We start from the raw sequence: 24672 nt of genomic DNA on the forward strand, positions 1-24672 counted from the left end.
AACCCTCGGCGGCGCCGGCCCCCGATCGTGGCGTCCGACTGAGTGTCGCTCTCCCATCGCCGCAGGTCGAGGGCCTGACGCCGCGATATTTCAGTGAAAGGCGGATGAAACGTGTGCGGGTCATCCTCTGCTCATGCCGAACGCCGCCGCCGTCGACACCTGGGACATGGTTGTCGTCCACCGGTTCTTCCGCCGGGAGTTCGCCCGCCTGCCCGCGACGATCCGCGCGGTGCCCGACGGCGACACCGCGCGCGCCGACGTCGTCGGCGGCTGGCTCGCCGACGTCGCGGGAGCGCTGCACCACCACCACACCGGCGAGGACGAGCTGCTGTGGCCGGCGCTGCGGGAGCGCGTCGCGGTGCGCGCCGACCTGGTGGCCCGGATGGAGGAGCAGCACGACCGGATGAGCGAGCTGCTGCACACCGTCGACGAGCTGCTGCCCGGCTGGCGACGCTCCGCGGCCGTCGGCGACCGCAACAAGCTGGCCGACGTCGTCGAGCACGCCTCCCGAGTGCTCGACGAGCACCTCGTCGAGGAGGAGCTCTGGATCCTGCCGCTCGTCGCGCAGCACATCACCCACGAGGAGTGGGCGACGCTCGGCGAGCGCGGCAAGGACTCGCTGCCCAAGGCGGGCAAGAAGGCCTTCCTGATCCTCGGCGCGATCCTCGCCGACGCCGACGTCGAGGAACGGACCCGCTTCCTCAAGATGCTCCCGCCGCCGCCCCGGATCCTGTACCGGCTCATCGGCGAGCGGATCTACCGCTCGGAGATCACCCGGATCCACGGGAGCTGAAGTTCCCCACCGTTTTGCCAACCTGCACGCCGAAATGCCCGTGCAGGTAGGCAAAACGGTGGGGAAGTTCGGGTTACGGGGGGCCGGTCGCGGCGCGGGCCATCCGGACGAGCGCCTCGGTGAGGTCGGCGAGCGAGCGGTCCTCGTCGTGGCGCCAGTGCCGCACCTGCTCGGCGGTGAGAGCGGCCAGCAGCGCGCCCGCCCGGACGTCCGGGTCGGGGGTGCCGGCCTCGGCCAGCAGGATGGCGATGTGCTGGCGCCACAGCCGGTGCGAACCGGTGCGCAGCCGCGCGCCGGAGCTCGCCGTCTGCGACATCGCAACGACGTCGAGGTGCGCGTCGACGAACGCCAGGTACGCGCCGACGAAGGCGGTCAGCCGCTCCCCCGCGGGCGCGCCGGGGCCGAGCGGCGGCGGACCCGTCAGCATCGCGGCCTGCAGCTGCGACTCGCGCTCGTCGAGCAGCGCAGCCGCGAGGCCCGACTTGTCGCCGAACCGGCGGTAGAGGGTCCCCTTCCCGACGCCGGCGGCAGCCGCGACGTCGTCCATGCTGACCGTCGCGACCCCGCGCGCGTCGAAGAGCTGCTCCGCAGCGGCGAGCACCTTCAGCCGGTTGCGCGTCGCGTCGGCGCGCTCCTTCGGGGCGCCGCCGGACAGCAGCGGCAGCTCGGTCACGCCTCGACTCTAACCGACCTCGACAGAAACGGACTGCAGTCCGTATTGTCGCTGGAGTGAACCTGACCACCACAGAGGGCCTCGAACTGGTCCGCCGCTACGGGGAGCCGGAGCGCTGGCTCGCGGTACTGGTGACGCAGCGCGCCGACGGCCGCCCGGCCACCAGCGTCGTCAACGCCGGCGTGCTGCCCCACCCCGTCTCCGCGGAACCGACCGTCGCGTTCGTCGCGCGCGGCGCCACGGCGAAGCTCACCAACCTCCGCGCCGACCCGTCGGCCACGCTCGTCTTCCGGGCCGGCTGGGAATGGGTCGCCGTGCGCGGCGCCGCCGAACTGGCCGGCCCCGACGACGAGCTCCCGGGCCTCCCCGACCTGCGGGCGCTGCTGCGCGACATCTACCACGCCGCCGGCGGCCACCACTCCGACCTCGACGAGTACGACCGCGCGATGGCGGCCGACCGGCGAACGGCCGTGCTGCTGCGGCCCACATCGTTCACCAGCAACCCTCCCGGGACCGAGCACGAGGAGACGGCATGACGACGATCCAGGTGTGGTCCGACCTGCTCTGCCCGTTCGCCTACGTCGGACTGCTGCGGCTGCGCAGGGCGCGGGCCCGGCTCGGGCTCGACGTCCAGCTGGAGCACCACACGTTCCCGCTGGAGCTCTTCGACGGCCCGCATCCTCGTCGCGGCACCGACACCGAGGCCGTCGGCGTGGGCCGGATCGAGCCCGAGGGTCAGTTCAGGGTGTGGGCCGGCCCCGACGACCAGTACCCGCACACCGTCCTGCTGGCGGCGGAGGCCGTGCACGCGGCGAACGCGCAGGGTCTGGAGGCCGGCGAGGAGCTCGACCTCGCGTTGAGGCAGGCGTTCTGGACGCACTCCCGCTCGATCAGCCACCGGAAGGTGATCCTCGACGTCGCCGGCGCAGTGCCCGCCATCGACACCGAGGCGCTCGCGACCGCGCTGGACAGCGGCCGGCACCGCGCCGACGTCATGGCCGACTTCGCCGTGGCGCAGACCGACATGATCAAGGGCAGCCCGACGTTCGTGCTGGCGGACGGCTCCACCGCCACGAACCCCGGCATCGAGGTGCACTGGGACGGGCCGTGGGCCGCCGGGTTCCCGGTGATCGACGCCGACGACGCGACCGTGTACGACGAGCTGCTGAAGCGGGCATGACGCCCGTCCTGCGGCGGGTCGTGGTCGGCGTGCTCGACACCAACTGCTGGGTGCTGCACGCCGACGGCGACCGGCGCGCGCTCGTCGTCGACCCCGGCGACGACGCGCCCGCCATCGCGGCAGCCGTCACCGACCTGGACGTGGTGGCGATCGTGCTCACCCACGCGCATTTCGACCACGTGCTGGCCGCGCCGGAACTGGCCGCGCGCTGGCAGGTGCCGGTGCTCGCACACCCCGGCGATGCCCCGGTCTGGCCGGACGAGCTCGACGTCGTGCGACGCACAGGCTTCTGGGACGCCGGCACGGCGACGGACGACCTGCTCGCGACCACCCCTGACCGCCTGCTCCCGCCGGCCGGACCGCTCTGGGACGGGCGCAGCACGCCCGTCGCCGACGGGGAGGTGCTGGAAGTGGGGCAGCTTCGCGTGGAGGTGCTGCACACGCCCGGCCACTCCCCCGGCGGGATCAGCCTGCTCGTCGGCGAGCATGTACTGACCGGCGACACCCTCTTCCCCGGCGGCCCCGGCCTCACCGGCACGCGCCTCTCCGACTTCCCGACGATCATCCGCTCGGTGCGGCGATTGTTCGAGCTGCCCGGCGGCACGCGCGTGCACCCCGGGCACGGCGCCGATACGTCCATCGGCACCGAACGCCCACACCTGCGCGAGTGGGTCGTGCGGGGTTGGTGAGATGTCACAATCAAACTTTAGATCCTTTGTGACGAATCAACGAGTCACACACTCTGCGTTCACTATTGCAAATATTCTCGCCAAAGTCTGCTACCCTCCACCACGAACCTGCGATTGTTGACTTCCAGAACGAGCCCGACCGGAAGTCGACGAAGCAGGCGGTGATCACGAATGTTAGACACGAAGTCAGCCAGGTTAATCGTCGCAGCAACAGCTGCGATCTGCATGGCCTTACCGAGCAATATCGGCGCCAGTGCAGCCGAGACGACCGAGCCAAATCAACCTGGCTCCCGAAACACGAACCCGATCGACTGGACGATTTGAGCGTCTACAGATCAGCTCGCGGAGACGCAGTACCACTTCGAATCGGGCAGCATAATATTAAGACTGCAGGCGGCTTGGAGTTCGACGGATTCGGCAGGGACCACATCATCGACGACCACGGGACCATGGTTCCGGACCCGGTACTCATCAGAACGTTGTCAGGCTCCTGCAAGCCAATCACACTGAACCGCGTTAGATGCGAGTCAGACGAAGCATATGCAGTCTATGACACCGGACGAGACCCGCGGTCTCCCGACCCCGATATCGTCGGTATCATCACTTCCTACTTCAACAGCCCCTTCGCATGCTGGCAGGGACAAAGATGTACTCTCGGAACAAGTACGTTCAAGAGTTCATGAGCGATGCAATCGGCGCGCTCCTCGACTACCTCGAGAATCTCGACAAAGGGCAGCTGCACACCTGCTCCCTGATCCGGGAGGACGATGCCGACTGGATCGAGGTCTCGTTCTCACTGGAAGCCCGCCCGGGTGTCGAATACACTTTCCGGCGAGGAATCACGGACGCCGCCGTCGAGCCAGAGATGGGCACCCATCTCGACGTCAGCATCTTTCTCTCCTCCATCATGCGACGCATCCACACTCGGACACAGGCCGTCGACGGAAAGATCTCGCTCGACTGACTACCGGACAGGCATACCAGGTGTGGCAGGTACGTCGCGGGCGACCTCCACTCCTTCTCAACTAACTCACACGCATCTGCTGCCCGGAGGTGCCTCCAGTGGCGCACTCACGCAACACCTACTCCTACGAATTCATGAGCGATGTGATTTGCACCCTTCTCGACCATTTCGAGAATCATGACAAAGGCCGCCTGCACACCTGCTCGTTCATCCGGGATGACGAGGCCGATTGGGTCGACTGCTCATTCTCCGTCGAACACCGTCCCGAAGTTGTGTACACGTTCCGGCGCCCTATCAGCGCAGCCACTGGCGTCGAACCGATGATAGGCACGCAACTCGCCGTCAGCATCTTCCTAACTTCCATCATGGAGCGCCTAAACGACCGCGGTTGCTATGACACCGCCGGAACGATCTCGCTCGACGACCCTTTGCCCCCTCAGTCCCACCAGCCCGGGTAGCGCATCGACAACGACGTTATGGCTGTTTGTGAACGCTCACATCGACCAAAACGTCGTTGTCGACGCAGTCCAGTCCGCCAACAAGAGGTTCGATGTACTCCCGAGATACATACACTCACCAGTTCATGAGCGAAGCAGTGGGATCACTGCTCGAATACCTCAGGCAGTCCGACAAAGGCCAACTGCATACCGTCTCCCTGGTCCGTGACGGTGAAGCGGACTGGATCGACTGCTCGTTCTCTCTCGACTCCCGCCCGGGCGTCGAGTTCACCTTCCGAAGCCCCATCAGCGCCGCGACTGGCGAAGAGCCACAAACGGGCCCACACCTCGCCGTCAGCATCTTCCTGATGTCCATCGAGGAGCGCACCCAGTCCCTCCACCGCGCCCGCACCGTGGCCGTCGACGGGAAGATCTCGCTCGACTGACGCAGGTCCCGAGTAGCGCGTCGACAACGACGTTATGGCTGTTTGTGAACGCTCACATCGACCAAAACGTCGTTGTCGACGGCGCGTCAGAGCCGCCGGGCGTGGCCCAGGTACGTCACCGGCGGTTTGCCCGCCTTCCGAACCATCTCGACGATCGCGGGGATGTCGGCGTCGGTGATGTCGCCGCGCTTGCGGGCCAGCGCCGCGGTCAGGAGCTTGCGCGGGTCCTTCGGCGCGAAGCCGGCGACGCCCCCGTTGCGCAGGCCGTGGCGCGCGAACGCCGCCGCCGTCTCGGCGGGCGTGCGCAGCCTGCTGGCGGAGTAGCGGCCGCGCGGCATGATCCGGGTGGCCGGGACGAGCTGGAACAGTCCGAGGTAGATCAACCGCGAGATCACCGAACGGCTCACGGTGTCGTAGACGAGCACGCCGCCCGGCGCGAGCGCCGCGGCCACCCGCTCGACGACGCGGTCGAGGTCGGCGGCGACCTCGAAGGTGTCGGCCACGTAGACGAGGTCGCACACACCCTCGTCGGTCAGGTCCTCAGCGCGGCCGGTGCGGTACTCGATACCGAGCCCTTCGTCGTCGGCGCGCGCCATGTCGGTGGCGGCCGGTGACGGGTCGAGCGAGACCACGTCGAACCCGAGCCGCGCGATCCCGCGCGGCAGCACTCCGCGCCCGCCCCCGACGACCAGCGCGCGCCCGGACGCCGGATCGGCGCCCAACACCTCGGCGAGGTAGTCCATCCGCAGGTCGTGGAACGACACCGCCCTGATCTGGCGGCCGTCCACGGCACGCGGATCGGTGGAGTCCAGTTCGATCATCATGCTTCCCCCTAGGTTCCCTCAGGGAACTTAGCAGGATGTAGGCTCGCGCGGTGACTCGCACCTCGCTGTCCGACGTCGCGTGCTCGGTCGCCCGCGCCACCGACCTCTTCGGCGACGCCTGGACCGCGCTGATCATGCGGGACGTGCTCGTCGGCATCAGCCGGTTCGACGACATCGCGCACGACCTCGGGATCTCGCGGAAGGTCCTGGCCGCCCGGCTGGCCCGGCTCGTCGAGGAGGGCGTGCTGGTGCGCGAGCGCTACCAGGACCAGCCGCCGCGCGAGGACTACCACGCCACGGAGAAGGGAAAGGAGCTCTACCCGGTGCTGCTCGCGCTCATGAGCTGGGGCGACAAGTGGTACGCCGGCCCGGCCGGCCCGCCGCTGCGGGTGCACCACGACACGTGCGGCCGCACCACCACCCCCGTCATGACGTGCGAGCACTGCGGCGAGCCCGTCACGATCGACAACACCAGCCCGCGTCCGGGCCCCGGCGGCGCCGTCGGGCCGGGGACGATGGTGATCGGCCAGCTGGTCCCCACGCATTCCGAGTGACCAACTTCCCCACCGTTTTGCCTACTTACACACCCAAATCGGTGTGCAGGTTGGCAAAACGGTGGGGAAGTTCGGGTCAGTGCCCGCGGAACGCTTCCGCCAGCCACCACGACCCACCGTCGGAGGCGATCTTCGCGTCCACCAGCAGCGGTCGGGAGCGGGCGCCGGCGACCCAGTCGGCAACGCCGTCGACGTCGGCGGGAGTCCGGACGGTCACCGCGTCGAAGCCGTACCCGCGTCCGATCGCGGCGATGTCCGTCTCGGGGAACTGGACGGTGTCGAGGTCGTCGCCGACGAAGTGGTGCACCTCGGCCCCGTAACCCCGGTCGTCGTACACGAGGACGACCATCGCCAGCCCGAGCCGCGCGATCGTCTCCAGCTCCGCGACCGACATGAGCGCGCCGCCGTCGCCGAGCGCGGCGACGGCGAGCCGGTCCGGCCGCGCGATGGCCGCACCGATCGCCGTGGCCAGCCCCAGCCCGATCGACTGGAAGCCCTGCGTGAAGCACGACCCCTGCTCGTCGGGCACCCGCAGGTAGGCCATCGGGTAGCCCATGAAGTTGCCGGAGTCGACGGCGACGACCCGCTTGGCCGGCAGCACGTCGTCGAGTGCGATCGACAGGGTGCGCGGGTCGATCCCCTGCGGACCGCTGAGGTCCTTGTACGGCACGCTGCGCCAGCGGATCCCGTCGGCGATGGCCGCGCGCACCTGCGGCGTCCGGTAGCGCGTGCGTCGCCGCGGGAACGCGGCGAGCGTCTCGACGGCGGTTGCGCCGACGTCACCGAGGACGCCGAGGTCGACGGGCCGGTTCGCGCCGATCCCGTCGGGGTCGACGTCGACCTGCACGACCTTCGCGCCGGGCCCGATGAGCGCGCCGTGCCGCATGGTCCACATGTTCAGCGCGCAGCCCCAGCCGACGACGAGGTCGGCGTTGCCGATCAGCTCGGCGGCCAGCGGCGACGAGAAGCCGCCCGAGATCCCGAGTGACCACTCGTCGTCGGCGAAGAGCCCGTTCGCCACGGCCGACGTGGCGAGCAGCGCGCCGACAGCGGAGGCGAGCGCCCGCAGCGGCTCGCCCGCGCCTCGGGCTCCGCGGCCCGCGACGAACACCGGACGCTCCGCCGCCGCGATCAGCCCCGCCAGCGCGGTGACGGCCTTCGCCCCGGGTCGGACGGCCGCGAGCTCGGGCGGCGCCGGCACGGTCCAGCCGTCGGGCACCGTCGTGGCCTGCACGTCGAGCGGCAGGTTGAGCACCACCGTCCGACGCTGCTCGACGGCCGTGCGGTAGGCCCGCACGGTGTCGGCGAGCGCGGTCTGCGCCGAGTGCACCCGTTCGGCGACCGCGCCCACGGCCGTCACCAGCGCCGTCTGGTCGATGCGGAAGTTGGACCGCACCGCGCCGGCACCGGTGTCGCCGGCCAGCACGAGCAGCGGCGTCCGGCTCTTCGCGGCCTCGGCGATGCCGGTCATCGCGTTGGTCAGCCCCGGCCCTTGGTGCACCGACAGCACGCCGACCCGCCCGCTGACCCGCGTGTACGCGTCGGCCATCGTCGCGGCGCCGCCCTCGTGCCGGGTCGCGAGGTACGGCACGCCGGCGACCCGCAGCGCGTTCGTGACGTGGAAGTTGCCGCTGCCCACCACGCCGAAGGCGTATCCGACACCCAGCCCTGCGACCGCCGTGCCGACGAGCTCGGCGACCGTCGTCACGGCCGTTCCACCAGCGCCAACACCCGCGCCGGGCTCCCGGACCCGCCGACGATGGGCAGCGGCGCCGCGATAACCAGCGCGCCCGTCGCCGGCAGCAGCGCGAGGTTCTGCAGCTGCGTGAGCCCGTACTTGCCGGCGCCGAGCAGGAACGAGTGGCACGGGAACGGCGGGTCGAAGCTGTGCGCGGCGCCGGCGTCCGTGCCGACCGTCTCGACCCCCACGCCCAGCACCGGCGACTCCTCGGCGAGCCAGCGCGCGCACTCGACGGAGATGCCCGGGGTGTGCGGGCTGCCGGTGTCGTCGGCGTTGAGGAAGGCCCCACTGTCCTCGCTCCGCGCGTCCCAACCGGTGCGGTAGAGCAGCCAGCCGCCCTCGGGGAGCGCGCCGTGCTCCGACTCCCACTGCCGCACGTGCTCGATCTCGAGCAGGAAGTCGGGGTCGGTCTCGGCGGAGAAGTCGAGCACGACGGCGGGTGCCACCAGCGAGCGCGGCGGCACCTGGGCGACGTCCTCGCCGTCCTTCCCGGTGATCCAGTGCACGGGCGCGTCGAAGTGCGTGCCCGTGTGCTCCGAGGTGTGGATGTTGTTCCAGTACCAGGCCGGACCGCGATCGTCGTAGCGGCTGATCTCGCTCAGGCTGAACGGCAATGCGTTCTCGAACTGCAGCGGGAGCTGCAGGATCGGGGTGCCGGCATGCAGTTTCGCGGTGAGGTCGACGACCTCGACACTTCCTCCGCGCAACGCGTCGAGCAGATCTTGCAGCACCGCCATGGCACGCCTCCCGTTGTCCGTCAGCCGACGCCCATCGTGGTCGTTCGCGGGCCGGAGGTCACGCGAGCAGACGCTCCACAGCGGCACGGCACGCGCGCCACCCCTCGGCGGCGGGATCGATCACGGCGAAGTGGTCGGCGCCGGGCAACGTCACCAGCTCGTCGCCGGTCGCCGCGACGAACCGCTCGCTCTGCCTGATCGGCACGTTCACGTCGGCGGTGCCGTGCACGCAGATCACCGGCACCCCGATCGGCACGCGCGCGACCGGGGAGGCGATCTCGTACCGGTCGGGGTGCTCGGTCGGCGTGCCGCCGAGGAATTCGACGACCGCGCCGGAGCTCAGATCGACCGCGTCGACGAGGTCGAGCACCCCGGCCTGGCTGACGACCCCACGCAACAGGACGGCCGGGTTCGCGCCGGGAGCGCCCGTCGGGAGCCCCGGCCGTGAGGCTGACCAAACGGATAGGTGCCCACCGGCGGAGTGGCCGACGGCAACCACTCGGTCGAGGTCGAGCCGGCCACCGGTGGCGTCCTGGACGGGCCCCGCGAGCAGGTCGAACGCGGCGGCGACATCCTCGAACGTCGCGGGCCACCCACCGTCACCGCCGACCCTGCGGTACTCGATCGTCCACGCCGCGAACCCGGCGGCGACGAGGTCGGCAGCGAGTGGCCTGCCGAGCTCGAGCCCGTAGCGCTGCCGCCAGAAACCGCCGTGCACGACGACGACCACACCACGGGGGTCGTGGTCGGGGAGCGAGAGTTCGCCGAACTGGCTCGGATGCGGGCCGTACGGGAGGTGCAGCGTCTCGGTCACGGGCATGATCGTCGCAGGAACGTTCAGGCGTCGCGCCGCGGTGGACGTGGGGGGACGTGCACCGCGACGCGACTGGCGCAGACGATAGCCCCAACCCCTACCGTCTCGAAACCGTCGAGATCAGCCTTCGGGATTCCAGCGGCGGGTCAGGACGCCGAGCGCGCCCAACGCGACGGCCGCGGCCGTCGACGCACGCAGCACTTCCGGGCCGAGCCGGACCGCAACCGCGCCGGCCGCGGAGAGCTCGGCCAGCTCGGCGTCGCTGACCCCGCCCTCGGGGCCCACGGCGAGCAGGACCTCGCCGTCGGTCGGGAGCCGGACATCGGCGAGCCGTGTCGTGGCGGACTCGTGGAGGACGAGCGCACACGCCACCGCGGCGACGCGGCGGGCGAGCGCGGCCGTCGATACCGGCTCCTCCACCTCGGGCAGCCACGGCCGCCTCGCCTGCTTGGCCGCCTCCCGGACGGTGCCGCGCCACTTCGCGAGCGCCTTCGCACCCCGCGGCCCGTCGTCCCAGCGCGCGACGCACCGGGCCGCGCGCCACGGCAGGATCGTGTCGACGCCGGCCTCGGTGGCCATCTCGACGGCCAGCTCGCCGCGGTCGCCCTTCACCAGGGCCTGCGCGAGCAGCACCCGCGGCGCCGGCGGCGCGAGCGTGCGCCGCCGGCTGATCGTCAACGTGACGGTGTCGCGCTCCGCCGCGTCGACGACGGCGTCAGCGAGCCCGCCGCGACCGTCGGCGAGCAGCACCCGCTCGCCGGCACGGATCCGCTTGACGGTGGCGGCATGCCGTCCCTCCGGCCCGTCGAGCACGGCCTGCGCGCCCGCTGGCAGCTCGTCGACGAGGAACAGGGGCGCGGTGCTCACCCTTGCCCTACCGCCCGAAGGAGTCGCGCAGCCGCGAGAACAGGCCGTGCTCGTTGCGGCTGCCCGCGACGAGGTCGGGCTGCTCCTCGCCGCGCAACGCGGCGAGCTGGCGCAGCAGCTCGGTCTGCTTCGCGTCGAGCTTGGTGGGCACCTCGACGTCGACGTGCACCATCATGTCGCCGCGACCGTCGACGCGGCCGGTGGAACGCAGCCGGGGCATGCCCTTGCCGCGCAGCGTGCGGATCGTGCCCGCCTGCGTACCCGGCTCGATGTGCAGGTCCTCCTCGCCGTCGAGCGTGCGCAGCGGGATCGTGGTGCCCAGTGCGGCGGCCGTCATCGGCAGCCGCAGGGAGAAGTGCAGGTCGGCGCCGTCGCGGGTGAACAGCTCATGCGGCTCCTCCTCGACCTCGACGTACAGGTCGCCGGCCGGGCCGCCGCCGGGGCCGACCTCGCCCTGGCCGGCCAGCCGCACCCGCATGCCGTCGGCGACGCCGGCGGGGATCCGCACGCTGACGGTGCGCCGCGAGCGCACCCGGCCGTCGCCGGCGCACTGCTGGCAGGGCTCGGGGATGACCTCGCCGAAGCCGCGGCACTGGGGGCACGGCCGCGACGTGACGACCTGGCCGAGGAACGAGCGCTGCACGCTCTGCACCTCGCCGCGGCCGCTGCACATGTCGCACATCGTCGGCGCGCTGCCCGGCGCGCAGCCGGAGCCGGAGCACTCGCCGCACAGCACGGCAGTGTCGACGGCCAGCTCGTTGGTGACCCCGACGGCGCAGTCCTCCAGCGTGAGGTGCATCCGGATCAGCGCATCCGCACCGGGCTGGACCCTGCTGCGCGGCCCGCGGCCGCGCCCGCCGCCCTGGCCGCCGAAGAACGCGTCCATGATGTCGCCGAAGCCGAAGGCGCCGAACGGGTCGGCACCCCCGCCCCCGCCACCGTTGCCCAGGGGGTCGCCGCCGAGGTCGACGACGCGGCGCTTCTCGGGGTCGGACAGCACCTCGTACGCCGCGCTGACCTCGCGGAACCGCTCCTGCGCCCCCGGATCGGGGTTGACGTCGGGGTGCAGCTCGCGCGCGAGCCTGCGGTAGGCCCGCTTGATCTCGTCGGGCCCGGCGTCCTGTGCGACGCCGAGGATCCCGTAGTAGTCCCGTACCACGTGCGCGTTCCCCATGATCCTTCTCGCTCAGCAATGCCTTCGTGCCTGGTCGGGCGTGCGCGGTCAGCGCCCCGCCAGGATCTCACCCACGTATCGGGCGACGGCATGCACCGCCGCGATGGAGCCCGGGTAGTCCATCCGGGTCGGCCCGACGACACCCATGCCGCCCAGGACGGTCCCAGCTCCGTAACCGATGGAGAGCACGGACGTGTTCCGCATCTCCTCGGCCTCGTTCTCCTCGCCGATGTGCACGGTCACCGTCCCCGGGTCCTGCGCGGCGGCCAGCAGCTTCAGCACCACGACCTGTTCCTCGAGCGCCTCCAGCACCTGCCGGAGGGAGCCGGGGAAGTCGGCGGCGTTGCGCGTGAGGTTGCCGGTGCCGCCGAGCACGAGCCGCTCCTCGGGGTGCTCGACGAGCGTCTCCACGAGCACCGTGGTGACGGTCGTGATCACCCCGCGCAGCTCCTGCGGCGCCGTCGCCGGCAGGTCGGCGACCGCCACGGAGGCGGCCACGAGCGGCTTGCCGACCAGCGCACCGTTGACCAGCACCCGGATCTGGGCCACGTCGTCGTCGGAGAGCACCTCGCCGAGGTCGACGACCCGCTGGTCGACGCGTCCGCTGTCGGTGATCAGCACCAGCATCAGCCGCGCGGGCGTGAGCGCGACGACCTCGCAGTGGCGCACCGTCGAGCGGGTGAGCGTCGGGTACTGGACGACCGCAACCTGCCGGGTGAGCTGCGCGAGCAGCCGCACGCTGCGCCGCAGCACGTCGTCGAGGTCGATGGCGCCGTCGAGGAACGTCTGCACGGCCCTACGCTCGGCCACCGACAGCGGCTTGACCTGCGCCAACCGGTCGACGAACACGCGGTAGCCCTTGTCGGTGGGCACCCGCCCGGCGCTGGTGTGCGGCTGGGCGATCAGCCCGTCCTCCTCCAGCACGGCCATGTCGTTGCGCACGGTGGCGCTGGAGACGCCGAGGTTGTGCCGATCGACGATCATCTTCGACCCGACCGGCTCGTGCGTGGAGACGTAGTCGGCGACGATCGCCCGCAACACCGCGAATCGACGTTCGTCCGCGTTCACTCCACCTCCACCGGCCGGGGGACAACTCCAGTCTATGTGTTCTCCGAGCGTGGGGCCTGCGTGCACGATGTCGGGTGTGCAGATCCGCATGGTGACGCTGCAGGCGATCGCGGCTGGTGAGATCACGTTGGCGTTCCGCCGATGGGACCGGCCGCGCGTGCGGGTGGGCGGCACCCAGCGCACCTCCGTCGGAGTGCTGGAGTTCACCTCCGTCGAGCCGGTGGACGCGGGCGGGCTCACCGCCCTCGACGCCGCTGCCGCGGGGTACGCCGATCTGCCTGCGCTGCTCGCCGCGCAGGTCGGCGACGGGCAGCTCTACCGCGTCGGGGTCCGGCTGGCCGGGCCCGACCCGCGGGTGGCGTTGAGATCACGATCACGGCTCACCCCGAAGGCGCGGGCGGAGATCGCGACCCGGCTGGAGCGGCTGGACAAGGCGTCGAAGCGCGGCCCGTGGACGGCCCAGGTACTGGCGCTGATCGCCGACAACCCGGGCGTCCGGGCCCCTGACCTGGCAGCCGGCCTCGGGCTGGAGACGCTGCCGTTCAAGCGGGACGTCCGCAAGCTCAAGGAGCTGGGGCTCACCGAGAGCCTCGAAGTGGGTTACCGGCTCTCGCCGCGCGGGCGCGCATACCGGCGCGGCGCGAGGCCCGACCGCTTGACGGTGACAGCGCCGAGCACTTAGGAATGCCTAACCATAGTTCGTCCCTGGTTGGAGCTCCCCGTCATGCGCGTCCCCCGCTCGCTGGCCGGCATCACGCTGGCCGCCGTCCTCGTGCTCGCCGGGTGCGGCGGCACCGCGCCCGAGACGCCTGCCTCCGCGCCCACTCCGTCCGGCGCGTTCCCGGTGACGATCACGCACGCGCTCGGCACGATCACGATCGACAAGGAGCCGCAGCGGGTCGTCGCGCTCGGCTACGGCGACATCGCGGTGGCCAACGCGCTCGGGACGCCGATCGTCGGCGCCACCCGCAACTACGTGGAGCCCAACCCGAACCTGCCCTACATCAAGACGTCGCTGCCGGAGGACGTGCTCGGGCTGACGGCCGCGATCGGGCGCACCGAGCTGGAACGGATCGCCGCCTACGACCCCGACCTGATCCTCGCGACGGGCAGCCCGCAGCTCGTGCCCGACACCTACGCGGCGCTCAGCGGCATCGCGCCGGTGGTGGCGTACGAGAAGGGGCTCTACAAGTCTTCGATGGAGGACGACGCCCGGCTGATCGGGAAGGCGCTCGGCAAGTCCGAGGCCACAGAGGCGCTCATCCGCGAGTCGGCGGCCGCGATCGACGAGTTCACGGCCTCGTTGCCGGGCCTCGCCGGCCACACCTACCTGTACGGACAGGCCCGTGGTGACGTCCTCCCGATGGTCGTCGGCAAGGAGAACCTGAGCACGATCTTCATGGGCCGGCTGGGCCTGCTGGTGCCGGAGGAGTTCCGCAACGTCGAGGCGACCGCGGCGCTCGCGCCGGGCACCGTCGGGCTCAGCTACGAGGAAGCGGGCAAGCTGAGCTCGGCCGACGTGCTGTTCGTGACGTTCGCGACGCTCGGCGACCGCGGGGCGTTCGAGTCCAACCCGATCGTCCGCACCACCCGTCCGGTGCGCGACGGCACCTACGCCCCGGTCGACCTGGACACCGCCATCGCGCTGCAGGCACCCAACGTCGTCGCGGTGAAGTGGCTGATCGGGCAGCTGCGCCCGCCGCTCGAGAAGGTCGCCGCCACGCCCGCGTAGCCGCACCCCGCCCGAAGTTCCCCACCGTTTTGGGTGGATGCGCGCCGAAACAGCGCGCAAGTGCCCAAAAACGGTGGGGAACTTGCCCACCGTTTTGCCAACCTGCACGCCCCTTTGGGTGTGTAGGTAGGCAAAACGGTGGGGAAGTTCGGGGTTACGCGGGGAGGAGCGCCTTCACCACCGCGTCGGCGAGCAGGCGCCCGCGCCGGGTGAGCGCGGCGCGGCCCGCCGCGAACGCCGGCGCGTCGAGCAGCTCGTCGTCGACGGCCCGCGCCGCGGCGGCCCGGCCCGCGGCGTCGAGCAGGTCGAGCGGCAACCCTTCGGCCAGCCGCAGCCGCAGCATCACGCGCTCGGTGTGCCGCTCGGCCGGTGTCAACGTCTCGCGTCCAGCCTCGGGCGACGAACCGTCGGCCAGCAGTGCGGCGTACCGGGCCGGGTGCTTCACGTTCCACCACCGCTGCCCGGCGAGGTGCGAGTGGGCGCCCGGGCCGAGGCCCCACCAGTCGCCGTCGAGCCAGTACCCGAGGTTGTGCCGGCAGGCTGCCCCCTCCGATCCCGCCCAGTTCGACACCTCGTACCAGCCCAGACCGGCCGCGCAGAGCCGGTCGTCGATCATCTCGTAGCGCGCGGCGGCCACGTCGTCGTCGGGCGCCGGCAGCTCGCCGCGCGCGACCCGCCGGGCCATCGCCGTGCCGTCCTCGACGATCAGCGCGTAGGCGGAGACGTGGTCGACGCCGGCGTCGAGGACGGCGTCGAGCGACGCGCGCAGATCGTCGTCGGTCTCGCCGGGGGTCGAGTAGATGAGGTCGAGGTTGACGTGCGCGAACCCGGCCGCCCGGGCCTCGCGGGCGGCCGCGACCGCCCGGCCGGGTGTGTGCCGCCGCTCCAGCACCCGCAGCACGTGCGGCGCGGCCGATTGCATGCCGAGCGACACCCGGGTGAACCCGGCGTCGAGCAGGCCGGCGAAGAACTCCGGCGACGTCGACTCGGGGTTCGACTCGGTGGTGACCTCGGCGCCCGCCGCGAGCCCGAACGTCTCCCGCACCGCCCCGAGCACGACGCCGAGCCGCTCCGCTCCCAGCAGTGACGGCGTCCCGCCCCCGACGAACACCGTGTCGACGGCCCGCTCCCCCACGACCGACGCGGCCAGCGCCAGCTCCTGACGCACGGCGTCGAGCCACCCGTCGGGGGACGCGCCGGAGCCGTCCAGCTCCGAGGCGGTGTAGGTGTTGAAGTCGCAGTAGCCGCAGCGGGCCGCGCAGAAGGGCACGTGGACGTAGATCCCGAACGGCGGTGGCACGAGGAGCAAGTCTGCCCCTCGTCGACCGCACGGTCGAACGGCCCCGGGCCCGCACGGATGTGAATCCGCTCCCAGCATGCGGACGGCAATGGATCGCTGACCGGACAGGTGGCACTCTTGTCACCATGACCGCGTCGATGTCCGAGCCCGCTCGTGGCTCGTCGGCGCTCTCCTTGCGTCTCGTGGCCCGTCGCCACGTGGACCTGCGCCGCGTCAGCAGCGCGCTCTGTCGAGCCGGCCGCTAGTCCCGCCGCCCTCTCACCCACCACGGCGCCGGGCGCAGCCGCAGCCCCGCATGCCCGGGGTCGGCCGCGCAGCGGCCGCGATCCGGAGGCACCGCCTTGCCCCCCTCGACGCCCACGACCACCACCCCCAAACGCAAGCGCGGCGAAGGCCAGTGGAAGCTCGGCCACCGCGAGCCGCTCAACCCGAACGAGCGCACCAAGAAGGACGACGACGGGCTGAACGTCCGCGCGCGGATCGAGAACATCTACTCCAAGCGCGGGTTCGACTCGATCGACCCGGCTGACCTGCGCGGACGGATGCGCTGGTGGGGGCTCTACACGCAGCGCCGTCCCGGCATCGACGGCGGCCGCACCGCCGCGCTGGAGCCCGAGGAGCTCGACGACCGCTACTTCATGCTGCGCGTCCGCATCGACGGTGGCGCGCTCACCACTGAGCAGCTGCGCGCCGTCGGTGAGATCAGCCAGCAGTACGCGCGCGACACCGCCGACGTCACCGACCGGCAGAACATCCAGTACCACTGGATCCAGATCGAGGACATGCCGGCGATCTGGGCGAAGCTGGAGGGGCTCGGCCTGCTCACGACCGAGGCCTGCGGCGACACGCCGCGCGTGATCCTCGGCTCGCCGGTCGCGGGGGTGGCGGCCGAGGACCTGCTCGACCCCGAGCCGGCGATCCGGACGATCCTCGACCGCTACATCGGCAGCAAGGAGTTCTCCAACCTGCCGCGCAAGTTCAAGACGGCCATCTCGTGGCAGCAGGACATCGCCCACGAGGTCAACGACGTCTCGTTCATCGGCTCGGTGCACCCGGAGCACGGGCCGGGCTTCGACGTGTGGGTCGGCGGGGGGCTGTCCACCAACCCGAAGATCGCGCAGCGGCTCGGGACGTGGGTCCCGCTCGACGACGTGCCCGACGTGTGGGCCGGCATCATCTCGATCTTCCGGGACTACGGGTACCGCAGGCTGCGCCACCGCGCGCGGATCAAGTTCCTGGTCGCCGACTGGGGCGCCGCCGAGTTCCGCAGGGTCCTGGAGGAGGAGTACCTCGGCCGCAAGCTCGCCGACGGTCCCGCGCCGGCGACCCCCGACCGTCCGGTCGACCACATCGGCGTGCACAAGCAGGTCGACGGCCGCAACTACATCGGCGTCGCGCCGCCGTCGGGCCGCGTCTCCGGCACCACGCTGGTCTCGCTCGCCGACGCCGTCGAGCGGGCGGGTTCGGGGCGGGTGCGCCTCACCGCGCAGCAGAAGATCGTCGTGCTCGACGTCGCCGACAGCAAGGTCGACGCGCTGAAGGCCGAGCTGAACACGCTCGGGCTGCAGGCCGACCCCTCGGTGTGGCGGCGCGGCACCATGGCCTGCACGGGCATCGAGTTCTGCAAGCTCGCGATCGTCGAGACGAAGGAACGCGCGATCCGGCTGGTCGAGGAGCTGGAGAAGCGGCTGGCCGACCTCACGCCCGACGCGCCGATCACGATCCACCTCAACGGCTGCCCCAACGCCTGCGCGCGCACGCAGGTCGCCGACATCGGGCTGAAGGGCCAGATCGTCACCGACGCCGAGGGCAACCAGGTCGAGGGCTTCCAGGTGCACCTGGGTGGCGGGCTCGGGCTCGACGCCGGGTTCGGCCGCAAGCTGCGCGGGCTGAAGGTCACCAGCGACGAGCTGGGCGACTACGTCGACCGGGTCGTGCGGCGGTTCATCCTGCAGCGCGAGCCGGACGAGCGCTTCGCGCAATGGGTGCAACGGGCCGCCGAGGAAGACTTGAAATGAGTGAGCGGGCCGTTCCGTTCTACTGCCCGTACTGCGGCGACGAGGACCTGCGTCCCGCCGAGCAGACCGAGAAGGTGCCGCACGGCGCCTGGTACTGCGCGTCCTGCCTGCGCACGTTCGCCCTCAAGATGATCGGAATCGGAGTTCCCGAGGTGTCACGATCATGAGCACCACCATCACGAAGACCGACCTGCGTGCGCTCGCCGAGAGCGGTGCCGCGCAGCTCGGGCCCGACGCCACCGCGGAGCAGGTGCTCCGGTGGACGGCCGAGACGTTCGACAAGCTGATCGTCGCCTCGAACATGCAGGACGCCGTGCTCGTCGACCTAGCCGCGAAGGTCGTGCCCGGCGTCGACGTGCTGTTCCTGGAGACCGGCTACCACTTCGCCGAGACGATCGGCACCCGCGACGCCGTCGAGCACGTCTACGACATCCGGCTGGTCAACGCCCTCCCGGAGCAGACGGTCGCGGAGCAGGACAGCCTGCTCGGCAAGGACCTCTTCGCCAGCGACCCGAACCGCTGCTGCGCGCTGCGCAAGGTCGCGCCGCTGACGAAGACGCTGGCCGAGTACGACGCCTGGGTCACGGGCGTGCGCCGCGTCGAGGCCCCGACCAGGGCGAACACCCCTTTGATCACGTATGACGAGAAGTTCGACCTCGTCAAGGTCAACCCGATCGCCGCGTGGAGCGACGAGCGGATGCAGGAGTACATCACCGAGCACAACGTCCTGGTGAACCCGCTGGTCGCCGAGGGCTACCCGTCCATCGGCTGCGCGCCCTGCACTGCGAAGCCGGCGCCGGGCGCCGATCCGCGGTCGGGCCGCTGGGCCGGCACCGGCAAGATCGAATGTGGGTTGCACGTCCAATGACTCCCGCGATCGACACCCTCGATGCCCTCGACTCCCTGGAGTCGGAGGCGATCCACATCTTCCGCGAGGTCGCGGGCGAGTTCGACCGCCCGGTGATCCTCTTCTCCGGCGGCAAGGACTCGACGCTGCTCGTGCACCTCGCGGTCAAGGCGTTCGCGCCGGCACCGGTGCCGTTCGCGCTGCTGCACGTCGACACCGGCCACAACTACCCGGAGGTCATCGACTTCCGCGACCGGCTGGTCGAACGGCTCGGGCTGCGGCTCGAGGTCGCGCACGTGCAGGACTGGATCGACGACGGGCGGCTCGTCGAGCGCCCCGACGGCACGCGCAACCCGCTGCAGACCACCCCGCTGCTCGACTCGATCGTCGAGCACAGGTTCGACGCCGTGTTCGGCGGCGGGCGCCGCGACGAGGAACGCGCGCGGGCCAAGGAGCGGATCATCAGCCTGCGCGACGCGTTCGGCCGGTGGGACCCGCGCAGCCAGCGCCCGGAGCTGTGGAACCTCTACAACGGGCGGCACGCACCCGGCGAGCACGTGCGGGTGTTCCCGATCTCCAATTGGACCGAGCTGGACGTCTGGCGCTACATCCAGCGCGAAGGGATCGAGCTGCCGTCGATCTACTACGCGCACCAGCGCGAGGTGTTCCGCCGCGACGGGATGTGGCTGGCCGAAGGTCCGTGGGGCGGCCCGCGCGGCGCGGAGACGCTGGAGCTCAGGTCGGTGCGCTACCGCACCGTCGGCGACGGGTCCTGCACCGGCGCCGTCGAGTCCACGGCGACGACTCTCGACGAGATCATCGCCGAGGTCACGGCATCGCGGCTGACCGAACGCGGCGCCACCCGGGCCGACGACCGCCTCTCCGAGGCGGCGATGGAAGACCGCAAGCGCGAGGGGTACTTCTAGTGAGCACCAAGGATCTGCTCCGCTTCGCCACCGCGGGCTCCGTCGACGACGGCAAGTCGACGCTGGTCGGGCGGCTGCTCTACGACACGAAGTCGGTGCTCGCCGACCAGATCGAGGCCGTGCAGCGCGCGTCGGTCGACAAGGGGCTGACGACGCCGGACCTGTCGCTGCTGGTCGACGGACTGCGCGCCGAGCGCGAGCAGGGCATCACGATCGACGTCGCCTACCGGTACTTCTCCACGCCGACGCGCGAGTTCGTGCTCGCCGACACCCCTGGGCACGTCCAGTACACGCGCAACACCGTCACCGGGGCGTCCACGGCGGAGCTCGCGGTGCTGCTGGTCGACGCCCGGCACGGGGTTGTCGAGCAGACCCGCCGCCACGCCGCCGTGCTCGCGCTGCTGCGGGTGCCGCGGCTGGTGCTGGCGATCAACAAGATCGACCTGGTCGGCTACGACGAGGCCGTGCTCACCGCGATCGCGAAGGACTTCTCCGGGCTGGCCCGCTCGCTCGGGTTCGCCGACGAGGCCGTCGTGACGATCCCGGTCTCGGCGCTGGTCGGCGACAACGTCGTCGAGCGCTCGGCGAACACACCCTGGTACGAGGGGCCGACGCTGCTGGGCCACCTGGAGTCGGTGCCGGTCACCGGGCCGGAGGCGGGCGCGCCGTTCCGGATGCCGGTGCAGTACGTGATCCGCGAGCACAGCCGCGACTACCGCGGCTACGCGGGTCAGGTCGCGGCCGGCACGGTCGCGCCCGGCGACGAGGTGGTCGTGCTGCCCGGTGGCGCCCGGACCACGGTCTCCGCGGTGGAGACGGCCGACGGGTCGCTCGCATCGGCCGGCGCAGGCCGCAGCGTGACGGTGCTGCTCGCCGACGACATCGACATCTCCCGTGGCGACGTGCTGGCCTCGGCCGCGGCGCCGCCGCGGGTCGGCACCGAGATCGACGCGACGCTGTGCTGGCTCTCGGACAAGCCGCTGCGTCCCGGGGCGCGACTGCTGCTCAAGCACGGCACGCGGACCACGCAGGTGATCGTCGGCGCGCTGGGCGACCGGCTCGACACCGACACGATCACCTACACCGACGCGCCGGGGCAGCTCGGGATCAACGACATCGCGAAGGTGTCGCTGCGCACGGCCGACCCGCTGCCCGTCGACGACTACGCCGACGACCGGGCCACCGGCTGTTTCCTGATCATCGACCCGCCGACCGGCAACACGCTCGCCGCCGGCATGGTGGGCCACCCGCTCACACTGGCGCCGTAGTGACGGCGCTCGTGGCGGTTGCGCACGGCAGCCGCGACCCGCGGTCGGCCGCGACCGTCGCGGCGCTGGTCGACGAGGTGCGCCGGCAGCGTCCCGACCTGGACGTGCGGCTCAGCTTCCTCGACCTGTCCGCGCCGCGGCTGCCCGACGTGCTCGCCGGCGTCGCCGCCGACGGGCACCGCTCGGCCGTCGTGGTGCCGCTGCTGCTCGGCAACGCGTTCCACGCCAGGGTCGACGTGCCCGGCGAGGTGCACCGGGCCGCGAGCCGCCACCCGCAGCTGCGGATCGCGACCGCCGACGTCCTCGGCGGCGACCCGCGCGTCGAGGCGGCGGCGCTCGACCGGCTCACCGCCGTCACCGGCCCGCTGCACGACCCGGGGCTCGGTGTCGTACTCGCGGCGATCGGCTCGTCGGACGTCGCGGCGAACCGGGCCGTCACGCGCGTCGCGGCTCGGTGGGCCCGTCGTTACGGCTGGTCGGGCGGGATCGCGGCGTTCGCGACGACCGTCGAGCCGACCGTGCCCGCCGCCGTCGAGCAGCTGCGCGCCGGCGGGGCGGAGCGGATCGCGGTGGCGCAGTGGATCCTCGCGCCCGGGCTGCTGCCCGACCGCGTCGAGCGCTCGGCACGCGCGGCGGCCCCCGACGCCCTGATCGCCGCGGCGCTGGGCCCGCACCCGGACCTCGCCGCGCTCGTCGTCGACCGCTACACAGCCGCCCGAATCGACACCGCCCGAATCGACACTGCCGGCTCCCCCGCGCGAGCTGCAGGCTGAAGTTCCCCACCGTTTTGCCAACCTGCACGGCCTCCAGGGTCTGCAGGTTGGCAAAACGGTGGGGAAGTTTTTGTGCCCGGGCCCAACCGGACGTGGTGGGTGGTGGTCATCCCCGTCGAGACCGTCCACCCACTCCTGAAGGAGCCCGCCGTGAGCACGACCCGTCGCCTCGCCACCCGATCCGCCGTCGCGTCCGTGCTCGCCGGCGCGGCGATCGTCCTCTCGGCCGGGCCGGCCGCCGCCGTGACCCCGGGAGACCTCACGGCCAGCGCCGTGCCCACTGGCTCGACCGGCGCCTACTGGGGCGCGATCGCGATCTCGGTGCGCACCGGCAACGTCGGCTACGCGTGGGACCACACCAACGCCTCCAGCGCCTCCTCGACCGCCGTCAACAAGTGCAACGCCGGCGACTGCGAGACGGTCGTGCAGGTCCGCAACGGCTGCGCGGCCGTCGCGCAGGCCACGAACCGCGCGTGGGGCTGGGGCTATGCGACGACCATCGAGGGCGCGAAGCAGCAGGCCATCTCCGGCGCCCCCGGCAGTGGCGCCAGGGTGATCGGCTGGGTGTGCACCACCCGCTGAGGCGTGTCAGGCGTTCGGCAACGCCGGTAGCAGGGTCCGCGAGAGACCGGTCGAGCGGCGCAGCTTCAGCTCGGGCCTGACCAGCACCTCGACCGGTTCGACGTCCTGCCCGCCGAGCATCTGCATGACCGTCAGCGCCACCTTCTGCGAAAGCTCCTCCGTCGGCTGGCGCACGGAAGTGAGCGGCGGGTCGCTGCGGTCGAGGAACGGCGAGTCGTCGTAGCCGATCACCGAGACGTCGGCCGGCACCTGCCCACCCCGCTCGCGCACGGCGTCGACCACCCCGAACGCGATCTGGTCGTTGGCCGCGACGACGGCGGTGACCTCGGGCGCGCGGTCCAGCAGGTCGAGCGCCGCTGTGCGGCCGCCCTCGCTGGAGTAGTCGCTGCGCGCGACGACCAGCTCGGCGGCGGGCACCCCGCGCCGGACGAGCGCCCGCTCGTAGCCTGCGAGCCTGCGGTCGGACGCGCGGATGCCCTCCGGACCCGCGACGAACCCGATCCGGCGGTGCCCGAGCTCCCACAGGTGCGCGACGGACATCTCGGCCGACTCGGCGTGGTCGGTGGAGAACACCGGGCTGGGCAGCTCCTGGAAGCCGCCGTTGAGCGACACGATCGGGATGTGCCGCTTGATCAGCACGATCCGGTTCTCGCGTTGGGTGGTGCGCAATATGTTCGGCGACGAGAGGAACACCACGGCCGAGACCCCGGCCTCGGCGAAGTACTCGATCTGGTGCCGTTCGAGCGTGTTGCCCGCCCGCGACGTGCAGACGACGGGGTGCATGCCGTAGCGCAGCAGCTCGTCCTGCAACGAGTCGCACATCCTGGCGAAGAACGGGTTGTCCAACCCGGGCGAGAGGATCAGCACCATCCCGTCCTGCACCCGCTCCGGCCGGCCGAGCGCTCGCAACGCCTCCCGCACCCGCAGCCTGGTCCGCTCGGCGACGCCCGCCTTGTGGTGCAGCACCCGGCTGACGGTGGCCTCGCTGACGCCCGCGAGCCGGGCGATCTCGGCGAGGCCGGGCTGGCCGGCACGGCCCCGCCCGCGGGGTGAGACATCCATGCGTCGAGAGTAACCCGGCGTTGCAAGAATTCGTCAAGTCGGCCAGCAGAAATCACCGCCCTGCGGTCTGAACGAAGCATCAGCACAGCTCAGAAGGCTGCAAGCTTGCAGATGAAGTTGCAAGAAATCCCCTCCCGGTCGTACCGTTCGCCGGGCACGAGACCCGTCGCACCCAGGAGCACGATGTCCGGATACCGGCATGATCTGACCCCGTTCGTCGAGGACGTCGTCCGCCGCCTCGATGGGTTCTCGCTCGGCAGCCCCGGCCGCTACCGCAACTCGCTCGACGCCGTTTACGACGCCACGGCGCCGGACGTCTATGGCTGCGCAGACGCCGCGAACATCGCCTACAGCCTCGGTCTGCTGCCGACGTCCGGCGCGGAGCGCGACCAGTGGGTCGCGGAGATCCAGGCCCACCAGGACCCGCTGACCGGCGCCTTCCGCCACCGCACGCACACCGAGTACCACACGACGGCGCAGGTGCTCGGCGCGCTGGACCTGTTCGACGCCAAGCCGCTGCACCCGCTGAAGTTCCTGCACCCGTTGCTCGACGAGGGTGCGATCGAGCACTTCCTCGACGGCCTGGCCTGGTTCGACGACCCGTGGTTCTCCTCGTGGGACGGCGCCGGCAGCGCAGCGGCACTGGCCATGACGGGCGAGGCGCCGCCCGAGTGGTTCGACCGCTACTTCACGTGGCTCGACGCCGAGACAGACCCGAAGACCGGCTTCCTGCGCAAGGGCTTCATGCTCCCGCTGGAGGTGCGCCGGGGGCTCTTCGCGAACCTCGCGGGCTCGTTCCACTACTTCTTCAACTACGTCTACTTCCACCGCCCGCTCCCCCATCCGGACGCGGTGATCGACACCTCGCTCACGCTCTTCCACGAGAACCCGTTCCCGATCGCGCTGGAGCACGTCGGGTATCCCGAGGTCGACTGGGTCTTCGTGATCAACAGGGCGGCGCGGCAGACGGCGCACCGGCGCGACGAGGTGGCCGCCGCGCTGAGCGAGGTCGCCGACCGGGTGGCCGAGCGCGTCAACGACGAGGGCCACCGCAACCAGGACAACTACTTCCGCACGGTGCACGGCCTGCTCGGCACGGTCTGCACGGTGGCGGAGCTGCAGCAGGCCGTGCCCGGCTCCTTCCACACGCCACGACCGCTGCGGCACGTCCTCGACCGACGGCCGTTCATCTGAGACCGGGAG

The 24672-nt window shown here is 71.4% G+C and carries 29 protein-coding genes; 19 read left to right on the forward strand and 10 right to left on the reverse strand.

All coding sequences use genetic code 11. The features are described 5' to 3' along the window. Positions 1-133 precede the first annotated feature (133 nt). Positions 134-793, forward strand: coding sequence for a hemerythrin domain-containing protein (locus LL648_RS14020; protein ID WP_232662954.1), 660 nt, complete (start codon positions 134-136; stop codon positions 791-793). A 73-nt stretch (positions 794-866) separates the two neighbouring features. Here the strand turns inward: LL648_RS14020 and LL648_RS14025 are convergent, their stop codons facing one another. Continuing rightward, positions 867-1457 (reverse strand): TetR/AcrR family transcriptional regulator, encoded by a 591-nt coding sequence (locus LL648_RS14025; RefSeq protein WP_232663101.1) that lies wholly within the window; start codon positions 1455-1457, stop codon positions 867-869. Positions 1458-1522: 65 nt separating this feature from the next. On the opposite strand from LL648_RS14025, the gene LL648_RS14030 reads away from it, so the two are divergent. The 6 genes from LL648_RS14030 (at position 1523) to LL648_RS14055 (ending at position 5182) form a co-directional block, all read left to right on the forward strand. Then, positions 1523-2002, forward strand: coding sequence for a pyridoxamine 5'-phosphate oxidase family protein (locus LL648_RS14030; RefSeq protein WP_308190319.1), 480 nt, complete (start codon positions 1523-1525; stop codon positions 2000-2002). After that, on the forward strand, positions 1999-2646 hold the full coding sequence (locus LL648_RS14035) for a DsbA family oxidoreductase (RefSeq protein WP_232662955.1): 648 nt from the start codon (positions 1999-2001) through the stop codon (positions 2644-2646). Before LL648_RS14030 ends, LL648_RS14035 begins: the two co-directional genes overlap by 4 nt. Beyond that, positions 2643-3335 (forward strand): MBL fold metallo-hydrolase, encoded by a 693-nt coding sequence (locus LL648_RS14040; RefSeq protein ID WP_232662956.1) that lies wholly within the window; start codon positions 2643-2645, stop codon positions 3333-3335. The genes LL648_RS14035 and LL648_RS14040 overlap by 4 nt, the downstream gene beginning before the upstream one ends. Before the next feature lie 679 nt (positions 3336-4014). Continuing rightward, positions 4015-4299: a hypothetical protein gene (locus tag LL648_RS14045; RefSeq protein WP_232662957.1), complete on the forward strand. Its 285-nt coding sequence runs from the start codon at positions 4015-4017 to the stop codon at positions 4297-4299. 98 nt (positions 4300-4397) lie between these two features. Further along, a complete protein-coding gene (locus tag LL648_RS14050) occupies positions 4398-4757 on the forward strand; it encodes a hypothetical protein (RefSeq protein WP_232662958.1) in 360 nt (119 codons plus the stop codon). Between the two features lie 125 nt (positions 4758-4882). Then, complete coding sequence (locus tag LL648_RS14055; RefSeq protein ID WP_232662959.1) at positions 4883-5182, forward strand: hypothetical protein; 300 nt, start codon at positions 4883-4885, stop codon at positions 5180-5182. An 86-nt stretch (positions 5183-5268) separates the two neighbouring features. On the opposite strand, the gene LL648_RS14060 is transcribed toward LL648_RS14055, so the two are convergent. Next, positions 5269-6006, reverse strand: a complete 738-nt coding sequence (locus LL648_RS14060) for a class I SAM-dependent methyltransferase (protein ID WP_232662960.1) — start codon at positions 6004-6006, stop codon at positions 5269-5271. Positions 6007-6056: 50 nt separating this feature from the next. Here LL648_RS14060 and LL648_RS14065 point away from each other — a divergent pair, with 50 nt between their 5' ends. Then, the gene (locus LL648_RS14065) at positions 6057-6560 is read left to right on the forward strand and encodes a winged helix-turn-helix transcriptional regulator (RefSeq protein ID WP_232662961.1); all 504 of its coding nucleotides are present in this window, start codon (positions 6057-6059) and stop codon (positions 6558-6560) included. Positions 6561-6636: 76 nt separating this feature from the next. Here LL648_RS14065 and LL648_RS14070 read toward each other — a convergent pair whose 3' ends face one another. The 6 genes from LL648_RS14070 to hrcA form a co-directional block, all read right to left on the reverse strand. Then, complete coding sequence (locus tag LL648_RS14070) at positions 6637-8268, reverse strand: thiamine pyrophosphate-binding protein (protein ID WP_232662962.1); 1632 nt, start codon at positions 8266-8268, stop codon at positions 6637-6639. Further along, on the reverse strand, positions 8265-9038 hold the full coding sequence (locus tag LL648_RS14075) for a cyclase family protein (protein WP_232662963.1): 774 nt from the start codon (positions 9036-9038) through the stop codon (positions 8265-8267). Before LL648_RS14075 ends, LL648_RS14070 begins: the two co-directional genes overlap by 4 nt. Before the next feature lie 58 nt (positions 9039-9096). Continuing rightward, entirely contained in the window at positions 9097-9852 is a 756-nt protein-coding gene (locus tag LL648_RS14080; RefSeq protein ID WP_232662964.1) for an alpha/beta hydrolase family protein, read from the reverse strand. Between the two features lie 120 nt (positions 9853-9972). Further along, the gene (locus LL648_RS14085; RefSeq protein ID WP_232662965.1) at positions 9973-10719 is read right to left on the reverse strand and encodes a 16S rRNA (uracil(1498)-N(3))-methyltransferase; all 747 of its coding nucleotides are present in this window, start codon (positions 10717-10719) and stop codon (positions 9973-9975) included. A 7-nt stretch (positions 10720-10726) separates the two neighbouring features. Next, positions 10727-11878 (reverse strand): molecular chaperone DnaJ, encoded by a 1152-nt coding sequence (gene dnaJ, locus LL648_RS14090; RefSeq protein WP_232663103.1) that lies wholly within the window; start codon positions 11876-11878, stop codon positions 10727-10729. A 63-nt stretch (positions 11879-11941) separates the two neighbouring features. Beyond that, the gene (gene hrcA, locus LL648_RS14095; RefSeq protein WP_232662966.1) at positions 11942-12961 is read right to left on the reverse strand and encodes a heat-inducible transcriptional repressor HrcA; all 1020 of its coding nucleotides are present in this window, start codon (positions 12959-12961) and stop codon (positions 11942-11944) included. Between the two features lie 76 nt (positions 12962-13037). On the opposite strand from hrcA, the gene LL648_RS14100 reads away from it, so the two are divergent. Both LL648_RS14100 and LL648_RS14105 read left to right on the forward strand, forming a co-directional pair. Continuing rightward, positions 13038-13643, forward strand: a complete 606-nt coding sequence (locus tag LL648_RS14100) for a hypothetical protein (protein ID WP_232662967.1) — start codon at positions 13038-13040, stop codon at positions 13641-13643. Positions 13644-13685: 42 nt separating this feature from the next. Next, positions 13686-14693, forward strand: coding sequence for an ABC transporter substrate-binding protein (locus LL648_RS14105; protein WP_232662968.1), 1008 nt, complete (start codon positions 13686-13688; stop codon positions 14691-14693). A gap of 154 nt (positions 14694-14847) precedes the next feature. Here the strand turns inward: LL648_RS14105 and hemW are convergent, their stop codons facing one another. Further along, complete coding sequence (hemW, locus tag LL648_RS14110) at positions 14848-15993, reverse strand: radical SAM family heme chaperone HemW (protein ID WP_232662969.1); 1146 nt, start codon at positions 15991-15993, stop codon at positions 14848-14850. A gap of 125 nt (positions 15994-16118) precedes the next feature. Between hemW and LL648_RS45750 the strand changes: the two genes are divergently transcribed. The 8 genes from LL648_RS45750 to LL648_RS14145 all read left to right on the forward strand — a co-directional run bounded on the left by LL648_RS45750 (position 16119) and on the right by LL648_RS14145 (position 22407). Beyond that, entirely contained in the window at positions 16119-16238 is a 120-nt protein-coding gene (locus LL648_RS45750; protein WP_374112038.1) for a putative leader peptide, read from the forward strand. A 96-nt stretch (positions 16239-16334) separates the two neighbouring features. Continuing rightward, on the forward strand, positions 16335-18011 hold the full coding sequence (locus tag LL648_RS14115; RefSeq protein WP_232662970.1) for a nitrite/sulfite reductase: 1677 nt from the start codon (positions 16335-16337) through the stop codon (positions 18009-18011). Beyond that, entirely contained in the window at positions 18008-18178 is a 171-nt protein-coding gene (locus LL648_RS14120) for an Insertion element protein (RefSeq protein ID WP_232662971.1), read from the forward strand. The genes LL648_RS14115 and LL648_RS14120 overlap by 4 nt, the downstream gene beginning before the upstream one ends. Beyond that, entirely contained in the window at positions 18175-18879 is a 705-nt protein-coding gene (locus LL648_RS14125; RefSeq protein WP_232662972.1) for a phosphoadenylyl-sulfate reductase, read from the forward strand. The genes LL648_RS14120 and LL648_RS14125 overlap by 4 nt, the downstream gene beginning before the upstream one ends. Continuing rightward, positions 18876-19784: a sulfate adenylyltransferase subunit CysD gene (gene cysD / locus LL648_RS14130; protein WP_232662973.1), complete on the forward strand. Its 909-nt coding sequence runs from the start codon at positions 18876-18878 to the stop codon at positions 19782-19784. Before LL648_RS14125 ends, cysD begins: the two co-directional genes overlap by 4 nt. Beyond that, positions 19784-21052 carry a sulfate adenylyltransferase subunit 1 gene (locus tag LL648_RS14135; protein ID WP_232662974.1) on the forward strand — a complete coding sequence of 423 codons (1269 nt, stop codon included), beginning with the start codon at positions 19784-19786 and terminating at the stop codon, positions 21050-21052. Before cysD ends, LL648_RS14135 begins: the two co-directional genes overlap by 1 nt. Then, positions 21052-21825, forward strand: a complete 774-nt coding sequence (locus LL648_RS14140) for a sirohydrochlorin chelatase (RefSeq protein ID WP_232662975.1) — start codon at positions 21052-21054, stop codon at positions 21823-21825. Before LL648_RS14135 ends, LL648_RS14140 begins: the two co-directional genes overlap by 1 nt. 150 nt (positions 21826-21975) lie before the next feature. Next, positions 21976-22407: a DUF4189 domain-containing protein gene (locus LL648_RS14145; protein WP_232662976.1), complete on the forward strand. Its 432-nt coding sequence runs from the start codon at positions 21976-21978 to the stop codon at positions 22405-22407. Between the two features lie 6 nt (positions 22408-22413). Here LL648_RS14145 and LL648_RS14150 read toward each other — a convergent pair whose 3' ends face one another. Beyond that, entirely contained in the window at positions 22414-23469 is a 1056-nt protein-coding gene (locus LL648_RS14150) for a LacI family DNA-binding transcriptional regulator (RefSeq protein ID WP_232662977.1), read from the reverse strand. 183 nt (positions 23470-23652) lie between these two features. On the opposite strand from LL648_RS14150, the gene LL648_RS14155 reads away from it, so the two are divergent. After that, the gene (locus LL648_RS14155; protein ID WP_232662978.1) at positions 23653-24663 is read left to right on the forward strand and encodes a hypothetical protein; all 1011 of its coding nucleotides are present in this window, start codon (positions 23653-23655) and stop codon (positions 24661-24663) included. The last annotated feature ends 9 nt before the right edge of the window (positions 24664-24672 follow it).

Source organism: Pseudonocardia sp. TRM90224 (assembly GCF_021245725.1).
Taxonomy (GTDB): Bacteria; Actinomycetota; Actinomycetes; order Mycobacteriales; family Pseudonocardiaceae; genus Pseudonocardia.